Consider the following 26,097-nt stretch of genomic DNA (forward strand, 5'->3'; position numbering starts at 1 on the left):
GAATATTTTAAAACTCATTTATAAACCAATAGGATATATTTAAATAACACCATACTTTTTAATAAGAAAATCTATTTTTTCTGGATCTATAGGCCATCCAAGTTCTCTAGTAACATCCAGCATAGCATGGATATTATCCATAGGAGTTTCAACAGGAAGTCCACATCCAGACATTACTGAATAGCCTTTAGGACTATCATAACCATCCTTTATACATATTAAGGTAGCTACCTTAACTTCATTAGGAGTACCGCTATACATTACAGTAGAAGGATCTACATTTCCCATGATTTTTATGTGGTTTCCTATAGTTTCTTTACACTTTGATAGGCTTACTACATTATCTATGCTAAATGCACTGAAGCCTAAGTCTACTATATCTTGCCAAATAGGATCTGTTTTTCCGCAAATATGAACAGAAGGAGTTGAACCTTTATCCTTTATGAAGTTAACTAATTGTTCCATATATGGCGTACAGTATTTTCTGAAATGAGTAGGGCTAATAACAGTGGAAGATGCCATAGGTTCACAGATGCTAATTCCAACGCCTTGTTTTAGAGATTCTTTCACAAAAGAAATACAACTATCAAGAGAAATTTTGCATAGTTTATGAACGGCTTCAGGATTTCTTATCATGAGTTTGGTCATTTCTTGAACACCAATTAAGAAACATGCATTAGTGAATGGTCCTACTATTGCTGCACTACAAGGAACTTCAGAACCTATAGCATCTTTTACGATTTTCATAGCTTCTATATGAATAGGAAGCCTTCCATCCTTTAATGGATTTACAGGGGTAAGTTTATTTAGTTCATCTATAGATTTAATTGCTGGTTCAAGTAGGTCTACAGTATTATCTTCTGGATATTTCATTTTTGCACCCATGGCTTCTGAAATAATAAATAAATCTGTAAAAATTTTAGCACCATCTCCACCAAATCTTTTGTGGGTTTCTATAACTGCATTGGATAGAGCTTTACTACTATGATTAAACTCAGAAATTTTTAATCCTGCTACCCTTGCAATACCATTGGAAAGATTTGGATTGCATTGTATTCTATCGATAGTGTTTCCTTGAGAAATTGCTATAGCCCTTTCCATAGGAGTCATTTTATCCTTAAACATTAGCTGCATTCCTCCTTGAAACAAGTTCTTTGGCTAAACGAGCAGCCTTTGAAGCCTCAACTTCATAACCATCTGCCCCTATTTTATCTGCAAAGCTTTGAGAGATGGGTCCACCACCTATCATGACTACAACATCATCTCTAAGTCCAGCATCATTTAACATATCAATAACTACCTTCATATTATCCATAGTTGTAGTCATTAAAGTAGACATTCCAACTAATGTAGCTTTTGTTTCTTTTACTTTATTTATGAATTCCATAGGAGGAACATCTCTTCCTAGGTCATGTACTTCAAAACCACATGTTTCAAGCATAATTTTGAATAAATTTTTACCTATGTCATGGGTATCGCCCTCTACTACACCCACAACAGCCTTATGTTTTATCTCATTAGAAGCAAATTTTAGATGAGGTCTAAACTTATCCATACCTGCATACATAGCATCAGAACACATAAGTAGCTCAGGAATATAATACTCCTCTTCCTCATATAAAATTCCTGCCTTATCCATTCCTACAGCTAAACCAGAAGCTATTCCATCATAGGCATCATATCCTAGATTTAGGTATTCGTCAGCTTTAGCTCTTACTAAATCTTCATCCATATCAAGGACGCTGTTACATAGAGCATCTAAAAGTAAATTTTTCTTTTCGTCCATTTTCACACACACCTTTTTGTTTTATTGTAGGTTTCTATAAATTCATAAAAAAATAAATTTATATCCAAGTATATAATAATATTTTTTTTAGAATAATTTAGCATTATTTGAAATAACTATTAGTTAAATTTACTTATTTAAAATTCTAACTAAAAATAATGAAGAATTATCAAAATATATTGACAAAAATTCTAAAAAGGCATATTATATAGAAAATATATATTTATAATTCTTTGAAAGGAAGAGTAAATATTACTAAGTATGTAAAGCGAGTAGAGGATGGTGGAAGCTCTATGAGAAAAGTAGTATTGAAAGACATCCTGGAGATATTTACCTGAAATGAAAAGTAGGGTAGATCGGATTCCTCCGTTAAAGGGATTGAGATGATAAAGTAAATAATACTTAATCAAATTAGGATGGTACCGTGAATATTGCTTTCGCTCCTATTGGAGTGAAGGTTTTTTTATTTTAATGAAATAGAGCTCATTTCATTAATGTTAGTTTTCTTAGAATACCGGTATAAGGCATCTTCAAATGTCTTAAGAAAATTAATCTATCCTAATATATAATAATTTCTAGAGTGTAAAACTCTAAGAATTTATTAGTGTTTAATTACTATATCAGCAAGGGTGGTACCGCATATTTTGCCCCTTGAGCCGTTGGCTTAAGGGGCTTTTTAAATGCTTAAATTTAGGAGGTATAACAATGAAAAGAGTATTAATAAATAATTTAATTGATCATATGAATGAAAAAGTAAAAATATCAGGATGGGTTTATCGCATAAGAAAGTTAAAGTCCATTACCTTTATAGTATTAAGAGATAGAACAGGTCTAGTACAATGTGTAGCTGAAAATTCTATTGCTGAAAAAATGGATTTAAAAACAGAATCTGTAGTTTCTATTGAGGGTGTAGTTAAAGATGGAAAAAATAAATTAAATAACTTTGAGATTGAAATTGAAAGTATTGAAGTTATTAATTCTACAATAGGGGAACTTCCTATAGAAGTTAATAATAAAGACCTAAACATTAATTTAGACACTATGTTAAATAATAGAGTATTAAGTTTGAGACATGAAAAGATAAACTCAGTATTTGGTATTCAAAATATACTAGTTCAGGGATTTAGAGAATTTCTAACTAAGGAAGGATTTACAGAAATTTTCACACCCAAATTAGTATCTGAGGGAGCAGAAGGAGGAACAGAGGTATTTAAGGTTAAATATTTTGAAAGAGAAGCTTATCTAGCTCAAAGCCCTCAGTTTTATAAGCAGATGATGGTAGGTGCAGGTTTTGAAAGAGTTTTTGAGATAGCTCATGTATATAGAGCAGAACAGCATAATACCAATAGGCACTTAAATGAATATATAAGTATGGACTTTGAAATGGGATTTATTGAAGATGAAAGAGAAGTTATGGACATGGAAGAAAGACTATTAAAGTATATTTTAAGTAAGGTTAAAGAAGAGGGGAATAAATACTTAGACATACTAGAAGTTAAAATTCCAGAAATCCGAGGAGAAATACCTAGAATGAAGTTGAAGGATGCCTTGGACATACTAGAAAAAGAGTACGGCAAAGAGAACTTAGATGGAGACCTTGACCCAGAGGGTGAAAAACTTATTTATAGATATGCCAAGGAAAGGTTAAACTCAGATTTCATATTTTTAACCCATTACCCAAGGAAAAAGAGACCAATGTACACCATGCCTTGTGGAAAACTAGAGACTTACAGCTTTGACTTATTATTTAGAGGAGTTGAAATAACTACTGGAGGACAAAGAATTCATAATTATAATGAGTTAATAAAAAATATAGAATATAAAGGTCTTAACCCAGAGAATTACAGCAGCTATACCTGTGTATTTAAACAAGGTATGCCAACCCATGGAGGTCTTGCCATAGGATTAGAAAGGTTAACGGCTCAGTTATTAGGATTAGAAAATGTAAGAGAAGCATCACTAATTCCTAGGGACAGAACTAGACTTACACCTTAAGTGACCTTAGGAGCAAAGAGAAAAAAATTAAAATTTAAGTATAAGCTCTAAGTCCAGGATATTATTATACATCCTGGACTTTCATTAAAACATATACAAATTATTGTATTACTTCACAGCTTGAAGTGCAGCTTCATAGTTAGGTTCATCAGTGACTTCACTGCAATATTCTACATAGGTAATTGTGTTATCTTCATCTAATACGAAGACAGCTCTAGTAAGTAATCCTAGTTCATTGATGTATACTCCATATCTATCACCAAATTCTCTAGTTTTATAATCGGAAAGAGTAATTACATTTTTAATTCCAGCAGCTCCACACCATCTACCTTGAGCAAAAGGTAAATCCATTGATATGGTGTATATAGTAACATTATTAAGTTTAGAAGCTTCTTCATTGAATTTTCTAACTTCCATATCACATACACCTGTATCTATAGATGGAACAACTACAAAGATTCTTTTTCCTTTAGTATCTTGTAAAGTAACAGGTTGTAGTTCATTATTAATTAAAGTAAAGTCAGGAGCCTTATCTCCTACTCTTAGTTGAATTCCTTTTAAAGTAATTGGATTGCCTTGAAATGTAATTTCCAAGCATATCATCTCCTTTTAAATTTATATTCCATAGATATAATATGCTCAAATATACTATTTATTATAAGGTTTTATAACAATATTTAAATAGTAAACAATATTATAAAACTGCCTTTACAGCTATAATAATTAAAATAATTCCGCCTAATATTTCAGCTTTTTTACCAAGTAAATCTCCACATTTCTTTCCTATGAAGATGGCAATAAAACTACAAATAAATGTGGTTATACCGATGATACAAATAGCTGGAAGAATAGCAATATTCATAGCGCTAAAGCCAATACCTACTGCAAAAGCATCTATACTAGTAGCTATTCCTTGAAAAAATAAAAGCTTGTAGTTAAGGGGTACAACTTTATTTTCATCTTCTTCTTTATCTGGGAATATGCCTTCTTTTAACATATTTGCCCCTATAAATCCTAATATGATTAAAACTAAAATACCAGAATATTTACTTAAAATTTCTGAGAACATTCCTCCTGCATAATAACCTAGAAAAGGCATTGCCCCTTGAAAGAAGCCGAAGAATAAAGGCATAGCTATAATTTTTGTTTTAGTAGCATCCTTGTACACCATACCATTAGTCATAGATACTGCGGCAGCATCCATACTAAGACATAATCCTATCATTATAATTTCAATAGTACTCATTAAAAAACTCCTTAATCTTATTTTATTAAACTTTAAGTTATCCTCCTCATACATAATAAAAGACCCATGTATAGCAAAGTTTAAAGTATCTCTTTTATTAGAGACATCTTAATTAAGCTATACATGAGTCTTGTTCTTTAAGGCAAGCCAGATTAAAAAATTAATCATTATGTTGACTTGTCACGTATAAAAGCATTATACGCAAACTACTCCCCCATGATACATTATTTTATTATTATATTATAAAACCATGAATAAGTAAATATGATTTACACTTTTATATAAGTTTGATATAAGTAGAAATATTGGATATAATATACATGTAATATAACATGTAGTAACAGTGAAGAGCAACAATATAATTTAAACATAAAATTAAACTGAAAAAGATATTATAAAATAGCTTATCTATATATGGAGAATTTAACTATAAAACTATATAACTATATAAATAGTTAACTATTTGTTCTGTTCATGCGGGTTTCGGGGGTTTGCTGTTTAAATATTATATTTAAACTTATGTTAAATATATAAGAAATTGATATAGGTACAGTGATGATTTTAAAGTGTAAAAAGGAAAGGAGTAATAATGTGGTTGAAGATAAATTTTTAAGCAAAATAAGTAAGTATAATGATGATATTGCTAAATATAAAAAAGAATTTGATAGAATCGGATATTTAAGATTATTAGTAATGATACTAGCCTTGTATTTCACCTATATAGGAATAAAGGTAGAAGTGACAAATAGGGTTCTATTTCTTTCTATAGTTTTTTATGGAAGTTTTATATTTTTAGTAATATATCATAGAAAAGTAAAAAGTAAATTAAAACTGGCTGAGGATATGATTGAAATAAATAATAGATACCTTCAAAGAATTTCTGGTCAGTGGATAAAGTTTCAGGATTTGGGAGAAGAGTTTGTAAATAAGGAGCACAGATATGCATCTGATTTAGATATTGTAGGTAGTGAATCTTTATTTCAATTAATAAATATAACTAATACTTGGCATGGAAGAAAATCTTTAGCTAATTCTTTATTAGAACCTAGGTTTGATTATAATGAAATACTATTAAGACAAGAGGCTATAAAAGAGTTATTTGATGACTTGGATTTTTGTGAGGAAATGGAGTATATAGGTAGAAATAGTAGGAATAGATTAAAAAGTCCTGAAAAATTAATAAAATATGTAGAAGATAAAGGTGTCCTTATAAAATCGAAATTAATTAAAAAGACTATATATTTAATGCCCTTAGTTACAATACCCATTACTTTAATAATACTTATATTTAAAATGAATAATTTTAATTGGTTAATGTATTTTCTTTTAATTGTGCAAACAATTATATGGACAATATCTACTTTAAAGTTAAATTTAGTTCTAGAAGTAGTTAATTATTTTAGAGGAAACCTAGAAGAGTATTTAAACATTTTAAAGTTAATAGAGAAAAAAGATTTTAAATCTAAAAAGTTAAAGAATATAAAAGAAAATTTATTTAAAGATAAAGATTCATCAATTAAAGCTATAAAAAGACTTTCTAATATATCAGAAAGAGTAAATATGAGAAATAATGGATTGTTATATTTAGCTTTAAACATACTATTTCTTTGGGATTATCAATGTGTATTTTCTCTTGAGGATTGGAAGGCTGAAAATGGTGATAAAATAGAAAGTTGGCTTTCCAATATTGGGGTTATAGAAGAACTTATGAGTCTTGCTGTGTTAATTCATATAGATGAAAATGTAACATTACCAACAATAAATCCTAGGGGTGTTAAAATAGAGGCACAAGACCTTGGTCATCCTTTAATAAATAGAGATGTACGAGTTAATAATGATTTAAGTATGAAGGAAAATATATTTATAATTACAGGATCAAATATGTCAGGTAAAACTACATTTTTAAGAACTATAGGTATAAATTTAGTTTTAGCCTATGTAGGTGCACCAGTATTTAGTAAGAAAATGGAGTGTAGCTTATTAGAGATATATACATCTATGAGGATAACAGATGATTTAAAAAATGGAATTTCAACTTTTTATGGAGAATTAATTAGAATAAAGGAAATTATTGAAGGTGCAAAGAATAATAAAAATATGATTTTTCTTATTGATGAAATTTTTAGAGGAACTAATTCTAAGGATAGGATTACTGGAGCTGAAGCTGTAATTAAAAACTTAAGTAAAGCTGGAGTTATAGGGGCTTTAACTACTCATGATTTAGAATTATGTAGTCTTTCAGAGCATAGTGGAATAAAAAATTATCATTTTTCTGAGTATTATAAAGAAAATAAAATATATTTTGATTACGAACTAAAAGTAGGTAAATCCAATACCACAAATGCTAAATATTTAATGAGAATTGTAGGAATTGAAATTTAATTTACATGGGTTCTTTATTTTTAAAGAAAATGGTGTAATTTTAAGTATGTATTAAGTACTTTTAAGTTAATATTCTCATGGAAAGTAATATATGTGTTATTATTTTCATAAGATATATAAGGCATCTTCAAAAAATAAATAAGTCAGAATATACTTTCCATCTTTGACTTATTATTTATTTTCAGATGCCTAAAATAATTAGGGGGAAAGTGTAAATGGGAGAACTGTTAGAAATTTTTACTGACAACTTAGGATGGATAATTCTTGCATTAGCGATTATTTGGCTTATTTGTATTACTTGGAAGAAGGCAGCCCAAGATAAAGCTATTGTAGTTACAGGACTTAAGAGAAGGGTTATAAGTGGTAAGGGAGGATTTGTTGTTCCATTCTTCGAACAAACCAATAGATTATCACTTGAAAACATGAAGGTTGAAGTAAAGACTCATGAATCCTTAGATAGTAATGGAGTACCAATAGATACTGATGGAGTAGCTATAATAAAGGTTAAGTCAGATCCTGCAAGTGTATTATTAGCTATGGAGCAATTTAATACTGGAAAAGAAAGAGAAACTATTGAAGTAATGAAGGGAACTGTACAGGATGTACTGGAAGGTAAACTAAGAGAAATAGTTTCAAAAATGAGTATTGAAGAGATATACAAAGACAGAGAAATGTTTGCAAATGAAGTTGAAAATGTTGCAAAGTCAGACCTTGAAAGGATGGGTCTTGAAATTAAGACCTTTACAATTAGAGACATAGACGACACTAAGGGATATCTTCAAGCACTTGGTGCTAAACAAATAGCAGAAGTTAAGAAAAATGCAGCAATAGCTGAGGCAGAAGCAAAGAGAGAAGAGATGCAAAAAACCGCAGAAGCAAAGAGGCTTGGAATGGAAGCACAAATATTTGCAGAAGCTGAAATTGCTAGAGCTAATAAAGAGAAGGAATTAAAAGTTCAATCCTTTAAAGAAGAAGAGAAAAAGGCACAAGCTAAGGCAGACTTTGCTTATGAAGTTGAAAAGAATATAGTTCATAAGAAAGTTGTAGAAACCTTAAAGGATGCAGAATTATTTGAAGAACAAAGACAAACTGATATAGCAGAGCAACAAGTACGTAAAAAAGAGAAAGAACTTGAATCTACAGTTAAAAAAGTAGCAGAAGCTGATAAATATAGAGCTGAGCAAGCAGCAGAAGCTGAGAGATTTATGATGATTAAGAGAGCTGAAGCAGAGGCTGAAACAATAAAAATTAAAGGTATGGCAGAAGCAGATGCCATAAGATTAGTAGGAGAGGCTAATGCAGATGCAATGAAGGCTGAGGCAGAGGCTATGAAGAAGAAGGCTGAAGCTTATAAGGAATATGGAGAAGCAGCTATTATTCAAATGTTAACAGATAAGCTTCCAGAGGTAGCAAAGAATATAGCAGAGCCATTATCTAGAACTGAGAAGATGGTTATTATTGACAATGGGGGTCAAGGTGGAGCAGCTAAGGTGTCAAAGAACATAGCTAATATCATGGCTGAAGTTCCAGAAGTTATCAATTCCTTAACTGGTATAGACCTTGTAGAGCTAGTAAAGGGAATAACCTTAAATAAGAAAAATGAAGATTTAGAAGATGATGAAGAAAAAACTATTATAGAACCTGAAACTATAGAATCAGAAGTAGAAGAGAGTTCTGTAATAGAATAAATATTTATACAGTAAAAAGACTCTAGGCTATTAAATTAGTGGCTTAGAGTTTTTATTTTTCAATTTATCATTTTAAGCAAATACAGAGTCTAATAAAGAGTTTAGAAGGTTTCATATAAATATGAAATTTCTACCAAAACCTCTAGTTATGTTGACAAGGGGGGTGTACATTGCTAGAATTAAAAATAGATATTGGTAAAAGTATGGAGAAAAGGTGCCATTAGGGGGGAAAACCATGAATAAAAAATTAAGATTCATAGCAGCGGTAGTTGTAAGCTGTAGTTTAATGTCATCAACAGTATTAGCAGATGACTTATCAGATGCAAAAAGTAAATCTAAAGAAATTGAAACGCAAATTGAAAGTAATAAGGCTAAAGTATCTGAGTTAGAAGAAAACAGAGATAATATATTAAGTGAAATTTCAGAGTTAGACAACAATATGGACAAGTTGTATAGTGAGGTAAATAATTTACAAGCTCAAATTTCACAGTCAACTAATAAAATAGAAGAGCTAGAAGAAAGATCTAGTGAACTTAAAAAAGAGTTAGAAGCCAATAAAAAGGTCATGGATAAAAGACTAAGAGTTTTATATAAAAACAATGGTACAAGCTACATAGAAATTCTACTTAGTGCCGAAGGTTTTTCAGATTTTTTTGAAAAGATAGATATAATTAATACCTTAATTTCTTTTGACAATGAAGAAATAAATAAATTTAAGGCAAATCAAGAAGAATTAGATAAAAATATAAAGGATTCCTCTGAAGAAAAGAAAACCTTAGAAAATGCAAAAGCTATAGTGGATGCAAATTTGGAAGAATTAAATGCTAAAAAAGATGAGAAGACAAAACTTATGGCAAAGGCAGAAAATGAATTAGGAACAGCTGAAAAGCTTCTAGCTCAAAATGAAGCAGAATCTGAAGAAATTTTAGCCAGTATAACAGCTATGGAAAAGGCTGCAAGTAGACCTTCTCGTGGAGGTTCAATTTCTCAATCAAACACTAAGCCTTCAAATAGTGGGTCATCTTCAAGTCAAGTATCCACTAATGGAATGTACTCAATAACAGGAACTAGATATGCTATTACATCTCCATTTGGAAATAGAACTAGTCCAGTAGGTAGAGGGCAAGAATTCCATAAAGGAATAGATATAGGTGCTCCATATGGTGCTCCGGTGTATTCTCTTAAGGCTGGAACTGTAACTTATGCAGGATGGATGGAAGGATACGGTAATGTTGTTGTGGTAAGTCATGGAGACATTAGTACATTATACGCTCATAACTCATCTTTATCAGTAAGTGTTGGACAAACAGTAGCAGGAGGACAACAGCTATCAAATGTTGGTTCTACTGGATGGTCAACAGGTCCTCATATACATTTTGAAGTTATTAAAAATGGAACTAATATAGATCCTGCACCATATTATTTTTAATGCAAATTTTTAGAATATAAGAAGTTTAACATATATGTAGATAAAAACATCTAAGCATTGGCAAGTCACTAATGCTCAGGTGTTTTTATTTTGGATTAAATTTAGTATTGACATAGTGTATATAAACAATATATACTGTTAGTATAAAGAAGCAATTTAGCTTAATTTTTTTATAAGTACTGTACATACTGAATATTAACAGCGTTAAACAGTAGTTATAGTAAACTTAATTTTAAATTAAAATTTATAAGAATTAATGGAGGTGTTACTTTGTCCAATAAAATAATAGAAATAAAAAATTTGACTAAAGAATATGAAGATTTTAAGTTGGATAATATTTCATTTAGTTTAGATAGAGGATATATTATGGGCTTTATAGGTGAAAATGGAGCAGGTAAAACAACTACTATAAAACTAATTATGAATTTACTAAAAAGAGATGAAGGTGAAATTCAAATCTTTGGTAAAGATAATATTGACAATGAAAGAGAGATAAAGGAGCGTATAGGATTTGTTTATGATGAATGTTTTTATTATGAAAATATCTCTATTAAAGATAATGAAAAAATAATCTCTGGTTTTTATAAAAGTTGGAATACTAAGGTATTTGAGAATTATTTAAGGAAATTTAACTTAAATAAAAAGCAAAAGGTAAAAGAATTATCTAAAGGAATGAAAATGAAATTTGCCATTGCTTTAGCATTAAGTCATAATGCAGAATTTTTAATACTAGATGAACCGGCTTCAGGACTAGATCCAGTTATGAGGCGTGATATTTTAGATGTATTTCAAGAGGTCATACAAGACGAAAATATAGGTATTTTAATTTCAAGTCATATAATTTCTGATTTAGAGAAGATATCAGATTATATAACTTACATCCAAAAGGGAAAGATAGTTTTCTCTAAAGCTACTAGTGAATTAATGGAGGAATATAAAATAATTAAAGGGGATAAGACTCTATTAAGTAAACTTGATGAAAAAGTTATATATGGATTGAGAGAAACACCATATGGTTTTGAAGGAATAATTAAAGATAAATACATTGAAAAAAGTATAAGGCAGAAAATTGTTAGTGAAAAGCCATCTTTAGAGGAAATTATGGTAGCTATGAATAAGGGGGTAAGAAAATAAATGTGGAAAATGGCCATGAGAGATTTAAGGGGAGTATTTAATCTATACAGCAACAAAAGTGGATTAATTATGATAGTAGTAGTTATATTGTTTGGAGTTGGGAATAAAGGAGCTGGCTTATTTAATTATTTTTTACTAATGGGTGGGGTAATTAGTATAGCCTTTACTGAAATGGAATCTAGAGATAAGATTCATATTAGTATACTTAGTAGTCCTTGTAAAAGAAGTGATTATGTATTAGGTAAGTTTCTGTTTTCTATTATATGGATAATCATAGTAACAGTAATAGGAGTGCTATTAAATAATCTAATTTATGTGATATATCCAGCAGAGTATTTAAAATTGCCTCCATCTGTAATTAAAGGGACTGTTAGTTATATTCTTACATTTGTAGCTCTTTATTATTGTGTATATTTTTCATTAGGAATAAAGTTTGCAAAGATATTTTACTTTGTTATCTTCTTTGTTATAATGGCAGGAACTTTAACCATAGGTGAGTATCTTAAAGGAGAAGCATTACCTGGGTGGTTATCTAGCATAGAAAGACTTTTAGTGATATTTCAAAGTAATACTTTAGGAAGTAACATTATATTAAGTGCACTGGTATTAGGTATTTTAGCTTTAATTGCTACTATATCAGTGGTTATTTATGAAAAGAAAGATTTTTAGGAGGAGAATTTATGGGAGCTCTTTTAAAAAAGGATTTTATAACTAGTCGATATATTTATACTATTTCTCTTTTAGTTGTAGGAATAGCATTATGTTTTGCTTCTATGTATAACTTTGAAGCTACACTTTTGATTTATTTATTGGGAACCTTCATAGTACCGTTAATAGCAAATAAATTTACAGCTACAGATGAAATGAGAAGAAACTATGATGTAATTATTAATAGCTTTCCGGTAAGAAGAGTTGATGTAGTGATAAGTAAATTTCTTTATTATTTCATAATTTATGTTTTATGTTCATCTATACTTATGTCAATAGTATTATTAGTTGGAAACTTTAATCAAGAAAATTTATGTATAATTTATATTATCCAATCTTTATCCTTTATATATTACTGTTTAATAATTGGGGTTACGAATTTTATATACTATAGATATGATTATAGTGTTGCTGCAAAATACTCCGCAATCATTATTATTGCAGTTATAAATGTGCCTATAATTATTTTGAAGCTTATTGATAAGATACGCCCTAATATTTTCAAAGGAATTAGCAAGTATTTATTAGTAAGTACAATTCCTAAAGTGTATTTAGCTATAGGTATTATTCTAATAGGAATTATAATATATTTTTTCTTTATAGTATTGTCTATAATTGGATATAGAAAGAGAGATTTATAGGTAGATAAAAATTTTCAGAATACATTTAAACTTGGAGGAATTTCAATGAATATAATAATAAACAACTCTTCGGGAGAACCCATATATTCTCAGATAGAAAAACAAATAAAGGACGATATTTTAACAAATAAGTTAGAGCCTAATGAGCCATTGCCATCTATACGAGGGCTTGCTAAAGATCTGAGAATTAGTGTAATTACAACTAAGAGAGCTTATGATGAGCTAGAACGGGAAGGCTTTATATACACAGTTCCAGGGAAGGGATCTTTTGTAAATGTTCAAGATAAGGAACTTTTAAAAGAATCTATTATGAGAAATATGGAAGACTATCTAATTAAGGCAATAGAGGAAGGTTCTAAAGCTGGAATATCAGTAGAAGAAATCATAGAAAGTTTAAGAGTACTTGCTGAAGAATATAACCTATAGTAGGAGGAATATGATGGATAATATATTGTATGTGGATAATTTATGTAAAAAATACAAAAACTTTAAGTTAAATAATGTTTCTTTACAGTTGCCTAAGGGATTTATTATGGGGTTAATTGGTGAAAATGGGGCAGGTAAAACTACGTTAATAAAACTTATAATGAATTTAGTAAAGAAGGACAGTGGAGATATAAAGATATTTGATAAAGATAACGTTAAATTTGAAAGGGAAATAAAAGATAGAATAGGTTTTGTTTATGATGAAGTTTGCTACTACGACCATATGTCTTTAAAAGAAAATGGCAACATGGTTTCTATGTTATATAGTAAGTGGGATAAGGATAAATTTAATTATTATTTAAATAAGTTTGAGCTTAATAAGGATAAAAAACTAAAAGAATTATCTAAGGGTATGAGAATGAAATTTTCATTATGTATAGCCCTTAGCCATGGAGCAGAGTTTATAATAATGGATGAACCTACTGTGGGATTAGACCCAGTGGTTAGATCGGAAGTGTTAGAAGAACTTCAAAGTTTAATGGAAAATGAAAATATGGGGGTATTAATATCTACTCATATAACTTCAGACCTTGAAAGAATAGCAGATTATATTACTTTTATAAAGGATGGAAGTATTGTATTCTCAAAACCAAAGGATGAAATAATGGAAGCCTACAAAATTATTAAAGGGGACTGCAATATACTTACAAAGGAAGTTGAGAAACACTTTGAAGGCATAAGTAAAAATAGATTTGGTTTCGAAGGGTTGACATCACAAGTCGATAAAGTAAGAGAAATTTTAGGAGATAATATTGTAGTAGATAGGGCTACCATAGAGGATATTATGATTTTAAAAAAGTAAATTGAATATATGTAAGTTAAATATGTTATTTACCATGGTTTATGTATAATAAATTAATTAGTTATACATAAACCATGGTATTTTTGTTATATCAAATATAATTAGGGAAAATTGAAATAATAAAATAATTTCAAGAAAAATTCATGTTAAAATTATGTAGACATTCTTCGTAGTACGAAGTAAAATATTTATTGAGGTGTTGTAGAAATATTAATAGCATAAAATTTTATAGTGGTGGGGATTGATATTATGGAGAAAAGAATAGACTTAACAGAAGGGTCTATAAGTGGAAAGCTAGTTCAATTAGCTCTTCCTATTATGGCAACTTCATTTATTCAAATGGCATACAATCTAACAGACATGCTTTGGGTTGGAAGAATAGGAAGTACAGCAGTAGCAGCAGTAGGAACAGCAGGTTTTTTTAGTAACTTAGCTGCAGCTCTTACCATGATAGCTAAGGTAGGTGCAGAGGTAAAAGTATCCCAAAGCTTGGGACGTAAAGATGAAAAAGCTACAAGGAATTATATTGTTAGTGCCCTACAAATTAATATAGTATTATCTTTAATCATGGGAGTAATAATACTATTATTTAGAAGTAAGTTTTTAGCATTTTTCCAGTTAGAAAATGTGAAAGTTATATCTATGGCAGAAACTTATCTAGCTACAATAGCTATGGGGATGGTTATAACAAATTTAATACCAGTACTAACAGCAATATTTAATGGAGCAGGTAACAGTAAGACACCCTTTATTATTAACACTGTTGGTTTAGTAGTTAATATAGTATTTGACCCAATTTTAATTTATGGTATGGGACCTATTCCAAAGATGGGAGTCTTAGGAGCGGCCTTAGCAACAATAGGGTCACAAAGTATAGTTGTAACTTGTTTCTTAATATCTATTTTAAAGAGTAAAGAAAAATATTTAAAATTTACTCTATTAAAGAAACCTGATTTTAGAGCTATAAAAACTATATGTAAACTTGGAATTCCTTCTGGAGTTCAAAGCGGATTATTTACTACTTTTTCTATTTTAATAGCAAGGGTAATAGCTGGATCTGGTGAAGTCGCTATAGCAGTACAAAAAGTAGGAGTTCAAATTGAAGCAATAACTTGGATGACTGCAGGTGGATTTTCAACAGCCCTTAGTTCTTTTGTAGGACAAAATTATGGAGCTAAAAAACATGATAGAATTAAGGAAGGCTATAAAGCTACTATTTTAATAGCAGGAGTAGTTGGAATTTTAGCCACTCTAGTATTAATAATAGGAGGAAAAGGAATTTTTTCAGTATTCATAAAAGAAAAAGAAGCTATAAGGTTAGGTACAGATTATTTAAGAATCCTTGGATATTCTCAATTGTTTATGTGTATTGAAATTACAACAGTAGGAATGTTCAATGGTTTAGGACGAACATATATACCTGCAGCTGTAAGCATTATACTGACAGGACTTAGAGTTCCAGCATCTATGATATTATCATCACCAAACCTTTTAGGCATAGATGGAGTTTGGTGGAGCATTAGTATGAGTAGTGTTCTTAAAGGAATAACTATTGTGATGATTCTATATTACATGACTAAGAAGAAGAATTTATTACTCGATAATACATCAGAAAAAAATATATCTGTAGAAGTGATTTAATATAAAGTAGAAGGCTGTGTCAAAATGAGATTTAGATTATTTTGACATAGCCACTTTTATTATTTTATCATTTCGAGCTTTTCTATGACTACACTATAAGAGCCATCTGGAGATGTAACTTCTGCTTTTTCACCTAAATTTCTTTTGTATAACGCTTTTCCTAAAGGACACTCTATGCTAATTTTATTATTAAGAGGATCTGCTTCAACAGTGGTTACCATGGTGAAATCTTCTTCCTCATCATCATCTAGAAATCTTAGGGTTACAATTTTTCCAACACCAACCTGATTTTCTGATATGTCATCATTTATTATTTTTGCCGTTTTAATCATTTTTTCTAGATATCCCATACGTCTATTATTATCAGCTCTATTCTTTTTAGCTGCTTTGTACTCAAAATTTTCGCTTAAGTCTCCATGAGCTCTAGCTTCTTTTAATTCTTCATTTATCTGAAATCTAACTACATTTTTTCTATGTTCGAGTTCATCTTTTAGAATTTGAACTGATTTTTCAGTGAGATAGTTATACATAATTTAAAACCTACCTTCTAAACTAAATTATATTTATATAATACTATTATACAGCTAAAGATATTAATACAATATACTCTTTTAAATAATATGACTTAGTTAAAGGCTCTGTTGAAAATTACAGTGATAGAACATATAAAATCTAAGAATAAATTAAGAAAAGGACTTATTTAAAATTACTTTAAAATAAGTCCTACTTTATAATTAATTTATTAAGTGTTAAATATTATAGTTATTCGTTAACGGAACTGAGTTTGAATAAGTCGAACTAGTGGACTTTCTGGATATAAAATATTGGAAAGTTCATTATAAAGAATAGTAATTCTAAATAATCCACTAGAGGCTGGTGTAAATTCATCAACTTGATAATATAATACTAAGCCTTCAGGAGTTAAATAGAATTTTTGGGTATCTGTAACTCCGGTATATGGTGTAGTGAAATTTATATTCATTTCATTAGCCTTTTGTGTAGCTATATCACTAACAATTTGAGTATAGTTCATGCTATTATTAAATAAATTACCAAAGTCATAGACCTCTCCAGTATTAACATCCATAGTTAAAGAAGTAAATAAAGTACTGCCAGCTGGATTATCTTCAGTTTCTGTGTACAAAGACATTACTATACTTAATAGACCATCAGAATTTAGCGGAACTTCATAAGCACTTTCTACTGTTGTAAAGTTCACTTTATCAGGAACTAAAACTTCATTAAGCCATAAAGAATTCAATGAATCAATAATTTCTTGATTCACTATACTAGCAGTATCTCCATTTTCAGCATTTTCAATAAATGGATATTCAAGTTTGAATTGTGAAGGTGATAATACTTGAGTTTCTAAGGTAGGTGTAAGATTATCTTCTGGTGGGGTATAACGTCTACCAAAGCATTCAAAGTAATCTATTCTGTTTAAGCTTATACCAAAGTAAACCCATCTCCAGCCAGTCCATCTAAATCCATAGGCAGTTCGTCTATCGACATTAATAAGCCATGCCCAAAAAGAATTTCCATTACGAAGCCATATATATACAAATTGGAATCTACAAGGTCTTATAGATCCAGGGGATACAGCTTTAGTCTGTGGTCCTGAAGAAAATGATTTCTTAGGCGTCATATTTGGGGGAGGTCCTGGAGGTCCTCCTGATTGTGGACCTGAAGGTGAACCAGGTTGTGATACTGGGGGTCTTGGTGGTTGATTCCATGGTGGTGCTGATGGGCCAGGACCTCCTGGGAAAAATGGAGGTACTATCCTTTCATCAAAACACTCATTACAACTTTCTTCGTCATCTAAGTATCTATTAGTATAATAATTTTGTGAGTTTATATCATAGGGTTTCCTAATGAACATAACATGCTCCTTAATAGTATTACAATATCATAATATACAATTTAAATTGGAATGTGAGTTTAAAAAAAGTTTTTTTATAAATACATAAAAAAATTTTTTCATGACATACTATTATCATACCAATAAAATCATTATTTGTTTTGTAGTAAGTTTTCATGCCTGTGAATGTTTAAGTGAATTTCATAGAAACGAGAATTTGAAGGAGGAATAGCTTATGAAGAATGTTTATCAATCTACACATATAGCTACTAGCCCCAAAACAAAGCAGCAACTAAGGAAATTTAAAGAGGAATTTTCTGAAGAGTTATCATGGGATAAAGAACGGGGGAAGTACCGGAAATAATATCATGATAGTGTAATGATTTTATTGTTATAATAAATGGTGAAAGCCTTTCTGCACAGTAGCAGAAGGGCTTTCTTTTATAAGAGTTATTGACATAAAAGTTTTTATAAGTAATTATATAAATATAATTGTATAAGTAATGGATGGAAAGGATGATTAGTAATGGTAAATATAGGAAACTATTGGGATGAAAAGCTAAAAGGAGAATTTGATAAGCCTTATTACATAAAATTAAGACAATTTTTGATTAGTGAATATAAAACTGGAAATGTATTCCCAGATATGAATAATATTTTTAATGCCCTTAAATTTACATCTTACGAGGATGTTAAGGTGGTAATATTGGGGCAAGATCCATATCATGGAGCTGGTCAGGCACATGGATTATCTTTTTCAGTTCAACCTGGAGTTAGAATTCCACCATCTCTTTTAAATATGTATAAGGAATTAAAAAGTGATTTAGAGTGCTATATTCCTAATAATGGTTACTTAGTTCCTTGGGCAAAACAAGGAGTATTACTTTTGAATGCTGTACTTACAGTAAGAGAAGGTGAGGCCAATTCACACAAAAATAAGGGCTGGGAATGTTTTACTGATAGAATAATAACATTATTAAATGAAAGAGAGAAGCCTATAGTATTTTTATTATGGGGAAATAATGCAAAGGAAAAGATGAAGTTTATTACAAATCCTAATCACTATATTTTAACTTCAGTACATCCTAGTCCTTTATCTGCAACTAGAGGGTTTATGGGATGTAAGCATTTCTCAAAGACTAATGATATATTAAAATCTTTGGAACAAAAAGAAATTGATTGGCAAATACCTAATATTAATTCATAGTATATTTGAAATTCAAATAGATAAAATATAACTATTTAATATTATAATTATTAAAGTTTATTTATTAGCAAATAGTTATAATGAAGATGAATTAAATATGAAAGAGGGTATATGTAATGATTGAAAAAATTAGTGTGAAAAAGGTTAGAGAAGTTGCAGAAGAACATTTCAGAAAAGGTGAGTTTTATTGTTCAGAAGCAATAGTTGCATCTATTAAAAGTAACTTTGAAGTAGACATGCCAGATGAAATGATTGCCATGGCTTCTGGATTTCCAGTAGGTATTGGAAAATCAAAATGTACATGTGGAGCTGTTACAGGAGCTGTTTTATGTCTTGGATACTTTTTTGGAAGAACTAAAGGAAGTAATCCTCAAGATCCCAAGAGTGTTAAAGCTTTACAGTTAGCCTATGAATTACAAGATAGTTTTAGACAAAAGCATAAATGTTTATGTTGCAGTGTTCAAACTAAAGGTATGGATATGGCATCTGGTGAGCATAAAGCACAATGCATAAGATTTACTGGAGAAATGGCAGAAAAGGCTGCAGAAATTATTGTAAGAGAATTAAATATTGAAAATATTGATGAATAGTTGAGGAAAATGAATATGAATTATATAAAAAAAATACCATTGCCAATGGCAGCTGTAATGCTAGCATTAGCTTCATTAGGAAATTTATTATCATCATACAATATAGTATTTAAAAATATCCTTGGAGTGATATCTGCAATAATATTAATACTTCTTACAATAAAGATTATAACTTGCTGGAAAGATGTAAAAGAAGAAATAAAACATCCCGTTATTGCAGCAGTTATACCTACCTACTCCATGGGGGTTATGCTTTTATCTGCATATTTAAAGGAAATATCTTTCTCATCTGGATTTATTCTATGGTGGGTGGGGGTACTAATACATATAGGCCTAATAATATTTTATTCTAAAAACTTTATATTAAAATTTGATATTAAGAAGATGTTTCCAAGTACATTCATTGTTTATGTGGGAATAGGTGTAGGTGGAATAACTGCACCAGCATTTAAATTAGCTCAACTAGGACAAGCTTTTTTCTGGATTGCCTTTATTTCACTTATTATATTAATTCCTGTTTTAGGTTATAGAACCCTTATAGTAAAGGGAATACCAGAACCAGCCTTTCCAACCACAGTAATATTTGCAGCGCCAGCTGCACTTACACTTGCTGCATATTTAAATTCTTTTTCAGAAAAGAATATTAATATGGTCATGTTTTTAGCAGTATTGGTAATGGTATTATATATATGTGGAATAGTGTATCTTGTACAGGGGTTAAGACTTAAATTTTATCCCAGTTATGCTGCATTTACATTCCCTATGGTAATAAGTGCAATTGCAATGAAGGGTACTAATGGATTTTTGATGAAAGCTGGAAAAGAAATTTCTTGGCTAAAATATGTAGTTAAATTTCAAGAGGTAATTGCAACTGTTATAGTATTATATGTGTTTATAAGATTTTTAATGTTTATCCTAAAAAGGGATACAGTTAAAGTAAATACTACAATATCAAGATAATTTAAATATTAATTTTAAATAAACTCTATGAAGAAGATTTTTTCATAGAGTTTTGTTCCTTATTGATGAAAATTAATGATGGACTTTATGAAGAATTTTATATAGAAAGTAGAAAATATATTATGGATAAAAATTGATTTAATATAATATTGTTCATAATAAACATTAAACATACAACTTATATATAAATATCGATAAAAATCCTTTTAAAATATTAAAATTTATTTAAAAATAGGTTGATTTTTGTAATCGATTAAATTAAACTAGATAATTGAGTGGAAATTTAATGTCTAAGGTTTCTAGAAGTAAATTAACTACTTTTAAAAGAAATCAATTATAGGGGGAAAAAAATGGCTAAAAAAGACGGAATACAAACTGATGCTTCACTAAAGAGAGATCTTGGACTAGCTGCAGCTACAGCTATCGTAGTTGGGAATGTAATAGGTTCAGGAATTTTTATGTCACCGGCAAGTTTCGCAAGAGTAACAAACCCAAAAGTAGCTATACTAGCATGGGTTTTAACTTCAATAGGATCATTACTTATTGCTTTAAGCTTTGCTAATTTAGGATCAAAAATGCCTAAAACTGGAGGTCCTATTGTTTATACAAGAGCTGCCTTTGGTGATTTTGCAGGTTTTCTAATTGCATGGTCCTTTTGGATAGGTGCATGGGTAGGAAATGCAGCTATAATTACAGCATTTATGAGTTATTTTACATACTTTGTTCCAGCTGCAAACAATCCACTAGCAGCATTCTTGATATCTTCTGCAGTGGTATGGATATTTACATTAATAAATATATATGGTGTAAAATATGTTGGAAAAATAGGAGTTATATCAACAGTATTAAAAATTGCAGTACTTGTAGTATTTATTGTAATTGCTGCACTAAATTTTGATCCAAGCTATATGAAGACTGTATCTAGTCCAGAAGTAAGCGGAATGGGAACATTACCATCAGCTATAGCTATAGCACTATGGGCTTTTGTAGGATTAGAAAGTGCTACAGTAGCAGGTGGAGAGATAAAAAATCCAGAGAAAAATATTAAAAAAAGTACTATATATGGAATAGTAATAGTGTCTGCCATATATATAGTAATGAGTGTTGTTTCTATGGGTGCTATGGATCAAGCAGCTCTTGCAAATTCAGATGCACCGCTAGCAGATATTATAAATAAAGCTACAGGAGCTTCATGGGGGGGGACTTTCATAGCAGCTGGTGCACTAATTTCTACTTTAGGAGCAACTTCTGGATGGTTATTAACAACAGCTAGAAGTGCTGTTGGAGCAGCTGAAGATGGATTATTCCCAGCAATATTTAAACGTATAAATCCTAAATTTAATACTCCTGTGGCATCTCTTGTTATAGGAAGTATATGCATGAATTTACTTTTAATAATGAACTATGTAGGGTCTCTTAGAAGTGCCTTTGACTTTATGATATTACTAGCTACATTATCTTTCTTACCAGCATACACATTCTCAGCAGCTGCTGAAATAGTATTACTATGTAAGAAATCAAAAGATTTTAGCTTTATAAACTTCTTAAAGAGTTCATTCTTCTCATTACTTGCATTTGCTTATTCTATATATGCTATATATGGAACAGGAGCTGATGTAGTAATGTATGGATTTATATTAATGCTTGTAGGAATACCAATATATGTTTACATGATGCTTCAGAAAAATAAAGAAGATAAGAATATAGATAAAATAAGAGAAGCTGCAGGCTTAGAGAAATAGTATAGAGTTTACTAATTTACTAAGTATGCAAAATAATAACAGTCTGATTAAAATAATTTAAATCAGACTGTTTTCTTAAATTTCTAATATAATCTTAAGTACTTTAACTATTATATTTTAAGAATAGATTAATGTCTTCTTCTATCATTTTTAGAGAAGTTATCCAAAAGTCTTTAGAAGAGATATCAATATTCATTATTTTAGCTATATCGCTTAAAGAATTTTTCCCTGTTGCTGAAAGAAGGGTTTTATATTGTTCTGGGAAGGAATCGCCCCTCTTTAAGTATTCTGCATAAAGACCTTTTGCAAATAATTGACCAAAGGCATAAGGGAAGTTATAGAAATTATTTTCAGCATAATAGTAATGAGTTTTACAAGCCCACATGTATGGATGAAGGAAGTTAGAATCAAGGCCATCACCATAAGCTACTTTTTGGGCATTAATCATTATTTCATTTAAATCTTTTACACTAAGAGATCTTTCTTTTCTTATTTTAAATAATTCACTCTCAAACAGAAACCTACTATAAATATCAACTATAACTTGAGTACAGTCACTAATTTCAGTTTCTAAGATAGAGAAAGCCTCATCTTTAGTAGCAGTTTTAATAGCTGCTTTTTTTACTATAGTCTCACAGAAGTTAGAAGCTGTTTCTGCTATTGGCATAGGATAATGTGCATTTAATATACTTTCATTGTTAAGGCAATATCCATGATACCCATGACCAAGCTCATGGGAAAGGGTAACTACATCACTAAAGGCATTACCATAGTTTAATAACACCCTACTCTCACCTACATGAGGAAGTCTAGAGCAAAATGCACCTCCTACCTTTCCTGCTTTAGGTAAAACATCTATCCATGATTTTTCCATGGCATTTTTAGCGAAATCTGCTAAGTCATCACTAAAGGTTCTAAAATTATCAATTACACACTTACATCCATCTTCATAGGTGTAAGTCATATCAGCATTACCCATAGGCGCAAATAAATCATAAAATGGTAGACCATTTTTATGGCCTAAAAGTTCGCCTTTTCTTTTGAGATACTTTCTAAATATAGGAAGATATTCTTTAATAGCATCGAGCATTGAGTCTAAAATTTTTCTATCCATCCTTGAATTAAAAAGAGTTTTATCTAGTGGAGAAGAAAACCCTCTTATATCACAAAGTGTTATAACTTCGCCCTTTATTCCATTAATAGCAGCAGCCATACCATCATGAATTTTTTCATAAGCCTTAATTTCAGCCTCATAAGCTTTTCTTCTAATAGTTGAGTCAGCCTCATAAGCCATGTTTCTAATCATAGATAAGGGTAGTTGTTTATTTTCTCCATGTAGTTCTATATCAACCATAAGGCCAGAGGTTAGCACATTTTTAAGTTTGCACCAAGCGTCTGATCCAGTATTTTTCATTTTTGCTATTATAGCTTCTTCTTTATCACTTAGCATATATTTTGCATTTTCTGCTTTTTCTTTAAGGAAAAAATTATGGTCACTAAGTAATCTAGAACCTTGAATTATTTTATCTAAATCTTTAAGATTACCAATCCATTTTGTAATTTTAGCTTCGCTTTCAGCTAGATTACTAATTTTAGAAGAAAGAATATCATCATATTTTAAAGCAGTTGAATTTTTGGTATCTACACTAAGAGTTAAGTGAACCATACTACCTAATTTTCTTGCTAGAGTTTTTAATTCTATATTCATAGATATGAAATTTTCTAACAACTTATCAGGTGAATCTGTACTATCAATAATGTTATTAGTAGTAGTTATGAAATTTTCTATAAGTTCATCTAGATTATTCAAATCCTCTTTAAATTCATTGCATTCAAAGGAAGAATAAAGCTCTTTAAGACTCCAATTAAGTTCCAAATTTATCATCTCCTTGTATATTTTAATTATATTATAACATAAAAATACAATATATATAATTTTATAAATAAATGTAACTATATAGATAATAAGATGAATTGGAGCTATTACTAACAATTATGTGATAAAATATATGATAAAAATATAGAAGTGACCAATTGAACTTTTATCTATTAGTCACTTTTTAATATAATTATTAATATTAGATTTTAATTGATTTCTTTAAATTATATAATAAATCTAATTATTTATGAGTTCCATGAATTACATTAAATCCATGATTCTTTAAAAGCTTTTCATGCTTATTATAATTATCACACTCAACATCTATACAAAGAGCTATATGAATGGTATCGACTTTTTTTCTTTTAAGTTGCTCTATTTTATGATTCCAATCTTCTTGATCTGATATAGTTGTATCACAACCACTACAATAGAAGAAGCTTGATAATATAGGTTTTGAATTTTCATACTTTCGAAAGGTATCAGTTAAATTGTTATAGGCATCAAAACATCCAGTTCCAGCACATTGACCGACTAACTTTCTACATGCCATTATTGCGATAGACATAGAAATCCTCCTTATATTTTAAAATGAATAGAATATATAAATTCAGTAATGCTACACAAGGATACTAACATGGGCTATGATACATGTCAAATGGTACAGTATTTTTAGGTTATACAATTATACTTTTTCAATATTAATAATTGTTAGTTATAAACTTTAGTTAGCAAAAATCATTATTCTACATATTATAGAGTATGAGAAGTGAAGTGTTAAACTGTATTACTAATATTATTGTAGGAGGAAATTATGAGAAAGAAAACTATTAAGTTATTAAGTGCTTTAATTTGTGCATTTATATGTGTTGGCTTATTTACAGGATGTAATAAAAATAAGACATCAGACAAAGAAAATCAAGGAAATAAAGATAAAATAACAACTATACGACTTAATGAAGTAACTAGATCCATTTTTTATGCACCAATGTATGCAGCAATTAGTGAGGGATTCTTTGAAGAAGAAGGAATTGAGATTGAACTTTCCACAGGCCAAGGTGCAGATAAAACCATGCAACAACTTATTAGTGGAAGTGTTAATATTGGATTCTCAGGACCAGAGCAAGTAATGTATATTTATAATCAAGGTAGAGAAGATTATCCAGTAGTATTTGCCCAGTTAACTCAAAAGGATGGATCATTTTTAGTATCTAGAGAAAAACATAGTGAGTTTTCATGGCAAGACATTAAAGGGAAGACAGTTATAGGAGGAAGACCGGGTGGAGTACCTGAAATGGCTCTTGAGTATGTATTAAAAAATGAAAATATCGACAAAGAAAAGGACTTAAATTTAGTTACTAATATAGCATTTGACGCAGTTCCAGGAGCATTTAAAGGCGGTACTGGAGACTATGCTGCAATATTTGAACCAACTGCTAGTGTAATAGCAAATGAAATAAATGGATCTGTAGTAGCATCTATTGGAGAAAGCGCTGGAAACCTTCCATATACATGTTTTTATACTGTTCAATCTTATATTAATGAGAATGAAGACTTGTTAGTAAGATTTGTTAAGGCTATTCAAAAGGGGCAGGAGTGGGTAATGTCTAATGAGGATGCTACAGTTGCCAATTCTATAAAAGATTTCTTTCCAGGAACAGATGAAGAAGTAATAGCAACAGTTGTGAGGAATTATAAAAAAATAGAGGCTTACGCTAAAACTCCAACGGTAAGTGAAGAGGATATGAATAGATTAATGGATATTATAGAATCCTACGACTCTGAACTTTTAACTAAAAGACCACCATTTAAAGATATAGTTAATAATTCAATTAGTGAAAAGGCTATGAAGAAATAAAGAAAAAATGATTTTTTAAAATCATTAAAATCTATAAATTATATATACAAATAAATAATTTTAAA

At 29.9% G+C, this 26,097-nt stretch carries 24 protein-coding genes and 1 other annotated feature; of the genes, 16 read left to right on the top strand and 8 right to left on the bottom strand.

The genetic code is table 11. The features are described 5' to 3' along the window. Positions 1 to 39: 39 nt before the first annotated feature. Together B3Z56_RS02090 and B3Z56_RS02095 are read right to left on the bottom strand one after the other, a co-directional pair. Complete coding sequence (locus B3Z56_RS02090) at positions 40 to 1,125, bottom strand: uroporphyrinogen decarboxylase family protein (RefSeq protein WP_346876668.1); 1,086 nt, start codon at positions 1,123 to 1,125, stop codon at positions 40 to 42. Next, positions 1,118 to 1,786: a corrinoid protein gene (locus tag B3Z56_RS02095; RefSeq protein WP_346876667.1), complete on the bottom strand. Its 669-nt coding sequence runs from the start codon at positions 1,784 to 1,786 to the stop codon at positions 1,118 to 1,120. Before B3Z56_RS02095 ends, B3Z56_RS02090 begins: the two co-directional genes overlap by 8 nt. A 224-nt stretch (positions 1,787 to 2,010) precedes the next feature. Next, positions 2,011 to 2,234 (top strand) — a binding site (T-box leader). A 257-nt stretch (positions 2,235 to 2,491) separates the two neighbouring features. Between B3Z56_RS02095 and aspS the strand changes: the two genes are divergently transcribed. Then, positions 2,492 to 3,781 carry an aspartate--tRNA(Asn) ligase gene (gene aspS, locus B3Z56_RS02100; RefSeq protein ID WP_346878139.1) on the top strand — a complete coding sequence of 430 codons (1,290 nt, stop codon included), beginning with the start codon at positions 2,492 to 2,494 and terminating at the stop codon, positions 3,779 to 3,781. Positions 3,782 to 3,889: 108 nt separating this feature from the next. Here the strand turns inward: aspS and tpx are convergent, their stop codons facing one another. Both tpx and B3Z56_RS02110 read right to left on the bottom strand, forming a co-directional pair. Continuing rightward, the gene (gene tpx / locus B3Z56_RS02105; RefSeq protein ID WP_346847731.1) at positions 3,890 to 4,375 is read right to left on the bottom strand and encodes a thiol peroxidase; all 486 of its coding nucleotides are present in this window, start codon (positions 4,373 to 4,375) and stop codon (positions 3,890 to 3,892) included. Positions 4,376 to 4,475: 100 nt separating this feature from the next. Beyond that, positions 4,476 to 5,027: a manganese efflux pump MntP family protein gene (locus tag B3Z56_RS02110; protein WP_346876665.1), complete on the bottom strand. Its 552-nt coding sequence runs from the start codon at positions 5,025 to 5,027 to the stop codon at positions 4,476 to 4,478. A gap of 591 nt (positions 5,028 to 5,618) precedes the next feature. Here B3Z56_RS02110 and B3Z56_RS02115 point away from each other — a divergent pair. From B3Z56_RS02115 to B3Z56_RS02155, 9 genes are all read left to right on the top strand, one after another. Beyond that, positions 5,619 to 7,409 (top strand): MutS-related protein, encoded by a 1,791-nt coding sequence (locus tag B3Z56_RS02115; protein ID WP_346878140.1) that lies wholly within the window; start codon positions 5,619 to 5,621, stop codon positions 7,407 to 7,409. A 215-nt stretch (positions 7,410 to 7,624) separates the two neighbouring features. Next, entirely contained in the window at positions 7,625 to 9,097 is a 1,473-nt protein-coding gene (locus B3Z56_RS02120) for a flotillin family protein (protein ID WP_346878141.1), read from the top strand. A 235-nt stretch (positions 9,098 to 9,332) separates the two neighbouring features. Then, entirely contained in the window at positions 9,333 to 10,526 is a 1,194-nt protein-coding gene (locus tag B3Z56_RS02125; RefSeq protein ID WP_346847727.1) for a murein hydrolase activator EnvC family protein, read from the top strand. Positions 10,527 to 10,796: 270 nt separating this feature from the next. After that, entirely contained in the window at positions 10,797 to 11,660 is an 864-nt protein-coding gene (locus tag B3Z56_RS02130; RefSeq protein WP_346847726.1) for an ABC transporter ATP-binding protein, read from the top strand. Beyond that, positions 11,661 to 12,329: an ABC-2 transporter permease gene (locus B3Z56_RS02135; RefSeq protein ID WP_346878142.1), complete on the top strand. Its 669-nt coding sequence runs from the start codon at positions 11,661 to 11,663 to the stop codon at positions 12,327 to 12,329. 11 nt (positions 12,330 to 12,340) lie between these two features. Continuing rightward, on the top strand, positions 12,341 to 13,009 hold the full coding sequence (locus B3Z56_RS02140) for an ABC-2 transporter permease (RefSeq protein ID WP_346878143.1): 669 nt from the start codon (positions 12,341 to 12,343) through the stop codon (positions 13,007 to 13,009). Between the two features lie 45 nt (positions 13,010 to 13,054). Beyond that, a complete protein-coding gene (locus B3Z56_RS02145) occupies positions 13,055 to 13,435 on the top strand; it encodes a GntR family transcriptional regulator (protein ID WP_035132342.1) in 381 nt (126 codons plus the stop codon). Positions 13,436 to 13,448: 13 nt separating this feature from the next. Continuing rightward, positions 13,449 to 14,297, top strand: a complete 849-nt coding sequence (locus tag B3Z56_RS02150; protein WP_346878144.1) for an ABC transporter ATP-binding protein — start codon at positions 13,449 to 13,451, stop codon at positions 14,295 to 14,297. Between the two features lie 249 nt (positions 14,298 to 14,546). Continuing rightward, on the top strand, positions 14,547 to 15,938 hold the full coding sequence (locus B3Z56_RS02155) for an MATE family efflux transporter (protein WP_346878145.1): 1,392 nt from the start codon (positions 14,547 to 14,549) through the stop codon (positions 15,936 to 15,938). Between the two features lie 59 nt (positions 15,939 to 15,997). Here the strand turns inward: B3Z56_RS02155 and greA are convergent, their stop codons facing one another. Further along, a complete protein-coding gene (greA, locus tag B3Z56_RS02160; protein WP_346847721.1) occupies positions 15,998 to 16,468 on the bottom strand; it encodes a transcription elongation factor GreA in 471 nt (156 codons plus the stop codon). Positions 16,469 to 16,707: 239 nt separating this feature from the next. Continuing rightward, positions 16,708 to 17,817 carry a DUF3298 and DUF4163 domain-containing protein gene (locus B3Z56_RS02165; protein ID WP_346847720.1) on the bottom strand — a complete coding sequence of 370 codons (1,110 nt, stop codon included), beginning with the start codon at positions 17,815 to 17,817 and terminating at the stop codon, positions 16,708 to 16,710. Positions 17,818 to 18,031: 214 nt separating this feature from the next. Between B3Z56_RS02165 and B3Z56_RS02170 the strand changes: the two genes are divergently transcribed. From B3Z56_RS02170 to B3Z56_RS02190, 5 genes are all read left to right on the top strand, one after another. Then, positions 18,032 to 18,160, top strand: a complete 129-nt coding sequence (locus B3Z56_RS02170) for a hypothetical protein (RefSeq protein WP_278245237.1) — start codon at positions 18,032 to 18,034, stop codon at positions 18,158 to 18,160. A 162-nt stretch (positions 18,161 to 18,322) separates the two neighbouring features. Continuing rightward, on the top strand, positions 18,323 to 19,003 hold the full coding sequence (locus tag B3Z56_RS02175; RefSeq protein ID WP_346847719.1) for a uracil-DNA glycosylase: 681 nt from the start codon (positions 18,323 to 18,325) through the stop codon (positions 19,001 to 19,003). A gap of 116 nt (positions 19,004 to 19,119) precedes the next feature. Continuing rightward, positions 19,120 to 19,593 (top strand): C-GCAxxG-C-C family (seleno)protein, encoded by a 474-nt coding sequence (locus B3Z56_RS02180; RefSeq protein WP_035132349.1) that lies wholly within the window; start codon positions 19,120 to 19,122, stop codon positions 19,591 to 19,593. A gap of 15 nt (positions 19,594 to 19,608) precedes the next feature. Next, positions 19,609 to 20,553 (top strand): TDT family transporter, encoded by a 945-nt coding sequence (locus B3Z56_RS02185; protein ID WP_346847718.1) that lies wholly within the window; start codon positions 19,609 to 19,611, stop codon positions 20,551 to 20,553. 350 nt (positions 20,554 to 20,903) lie between these two features. Beyond that, positions 20,904 to 22,295, top strand: a complete 1,392-nt coding sequence (locus tag B3Z56_RS02190; RefSeq protein ID WP_346847717.1) for an amino acid permease — start codon at positions 20,904 to 20,906, stop codon at positions 22,293 to 22,295. 103 nt (positions 22,296 to 22,398) lie between these two features. Here the strand turns inward: B3Z56_RS02190 and B3Z56_RS02195 are convergent, their stop codons facing one another. Together B3Z56_RS02195 and B3Z56_RS02200 are read right to left on the bottom strand one after the other, a co-directional pair. Then, entirely contained in the window at positions 22,399 to 24,171 is a 1,773-nt protein-coding gene (locus tag B3Z56_RS02195) for a M3 family oligoendopeptidase (RefSeq protein WP_346878146.1), read from the bottom strand. Positions 24,172 to 24,415: 244 nt separating this feature from the next. Beyond that, positions 24,416 to 24,742 carry a CGGC domain-containing protein gene (locus B3Z56_RS02200; protein WP_346847715.1) on the bottom strand — a complete coding sequence of 109 codons (327 nt, stop codon included), beginning with the start codon at positions 24,740 to 24,742 and terminating at the stop codon, positions 24,416 to 24,418. A 246-nt stretch (positions 24,743 to 24,988) separates the two neighbouring features. Here B3Z56_RS02200 and B3Z56_RS02205 point away from each other — a divergent pair, with 246 nt between their 5' ends. Then, complete coding sequence (locus B3Z56_RS02205; RefSeq protein ID WP_346847714.1) at positions 24,989 to 26,032, top strand: ABC transporter substrate-binding protein; 1,044 nt, start codon at positions 24,989 to 24,991, stop codon at positions 26,030 to 26,032. Positions 26,033 to 26,097 lie beyond the last annotated feature (65 nt).

It is taken from the genome of Clostridium sp. UBA7791, from assembly GCF_002480755.1.
Classification (GTDB): domain Bacteria; phylum Bacillota; class Clostridia; order Clostridiales; family Clostridiaceae; genus Clostridium_J; species Clostridium_J sulfidigenes.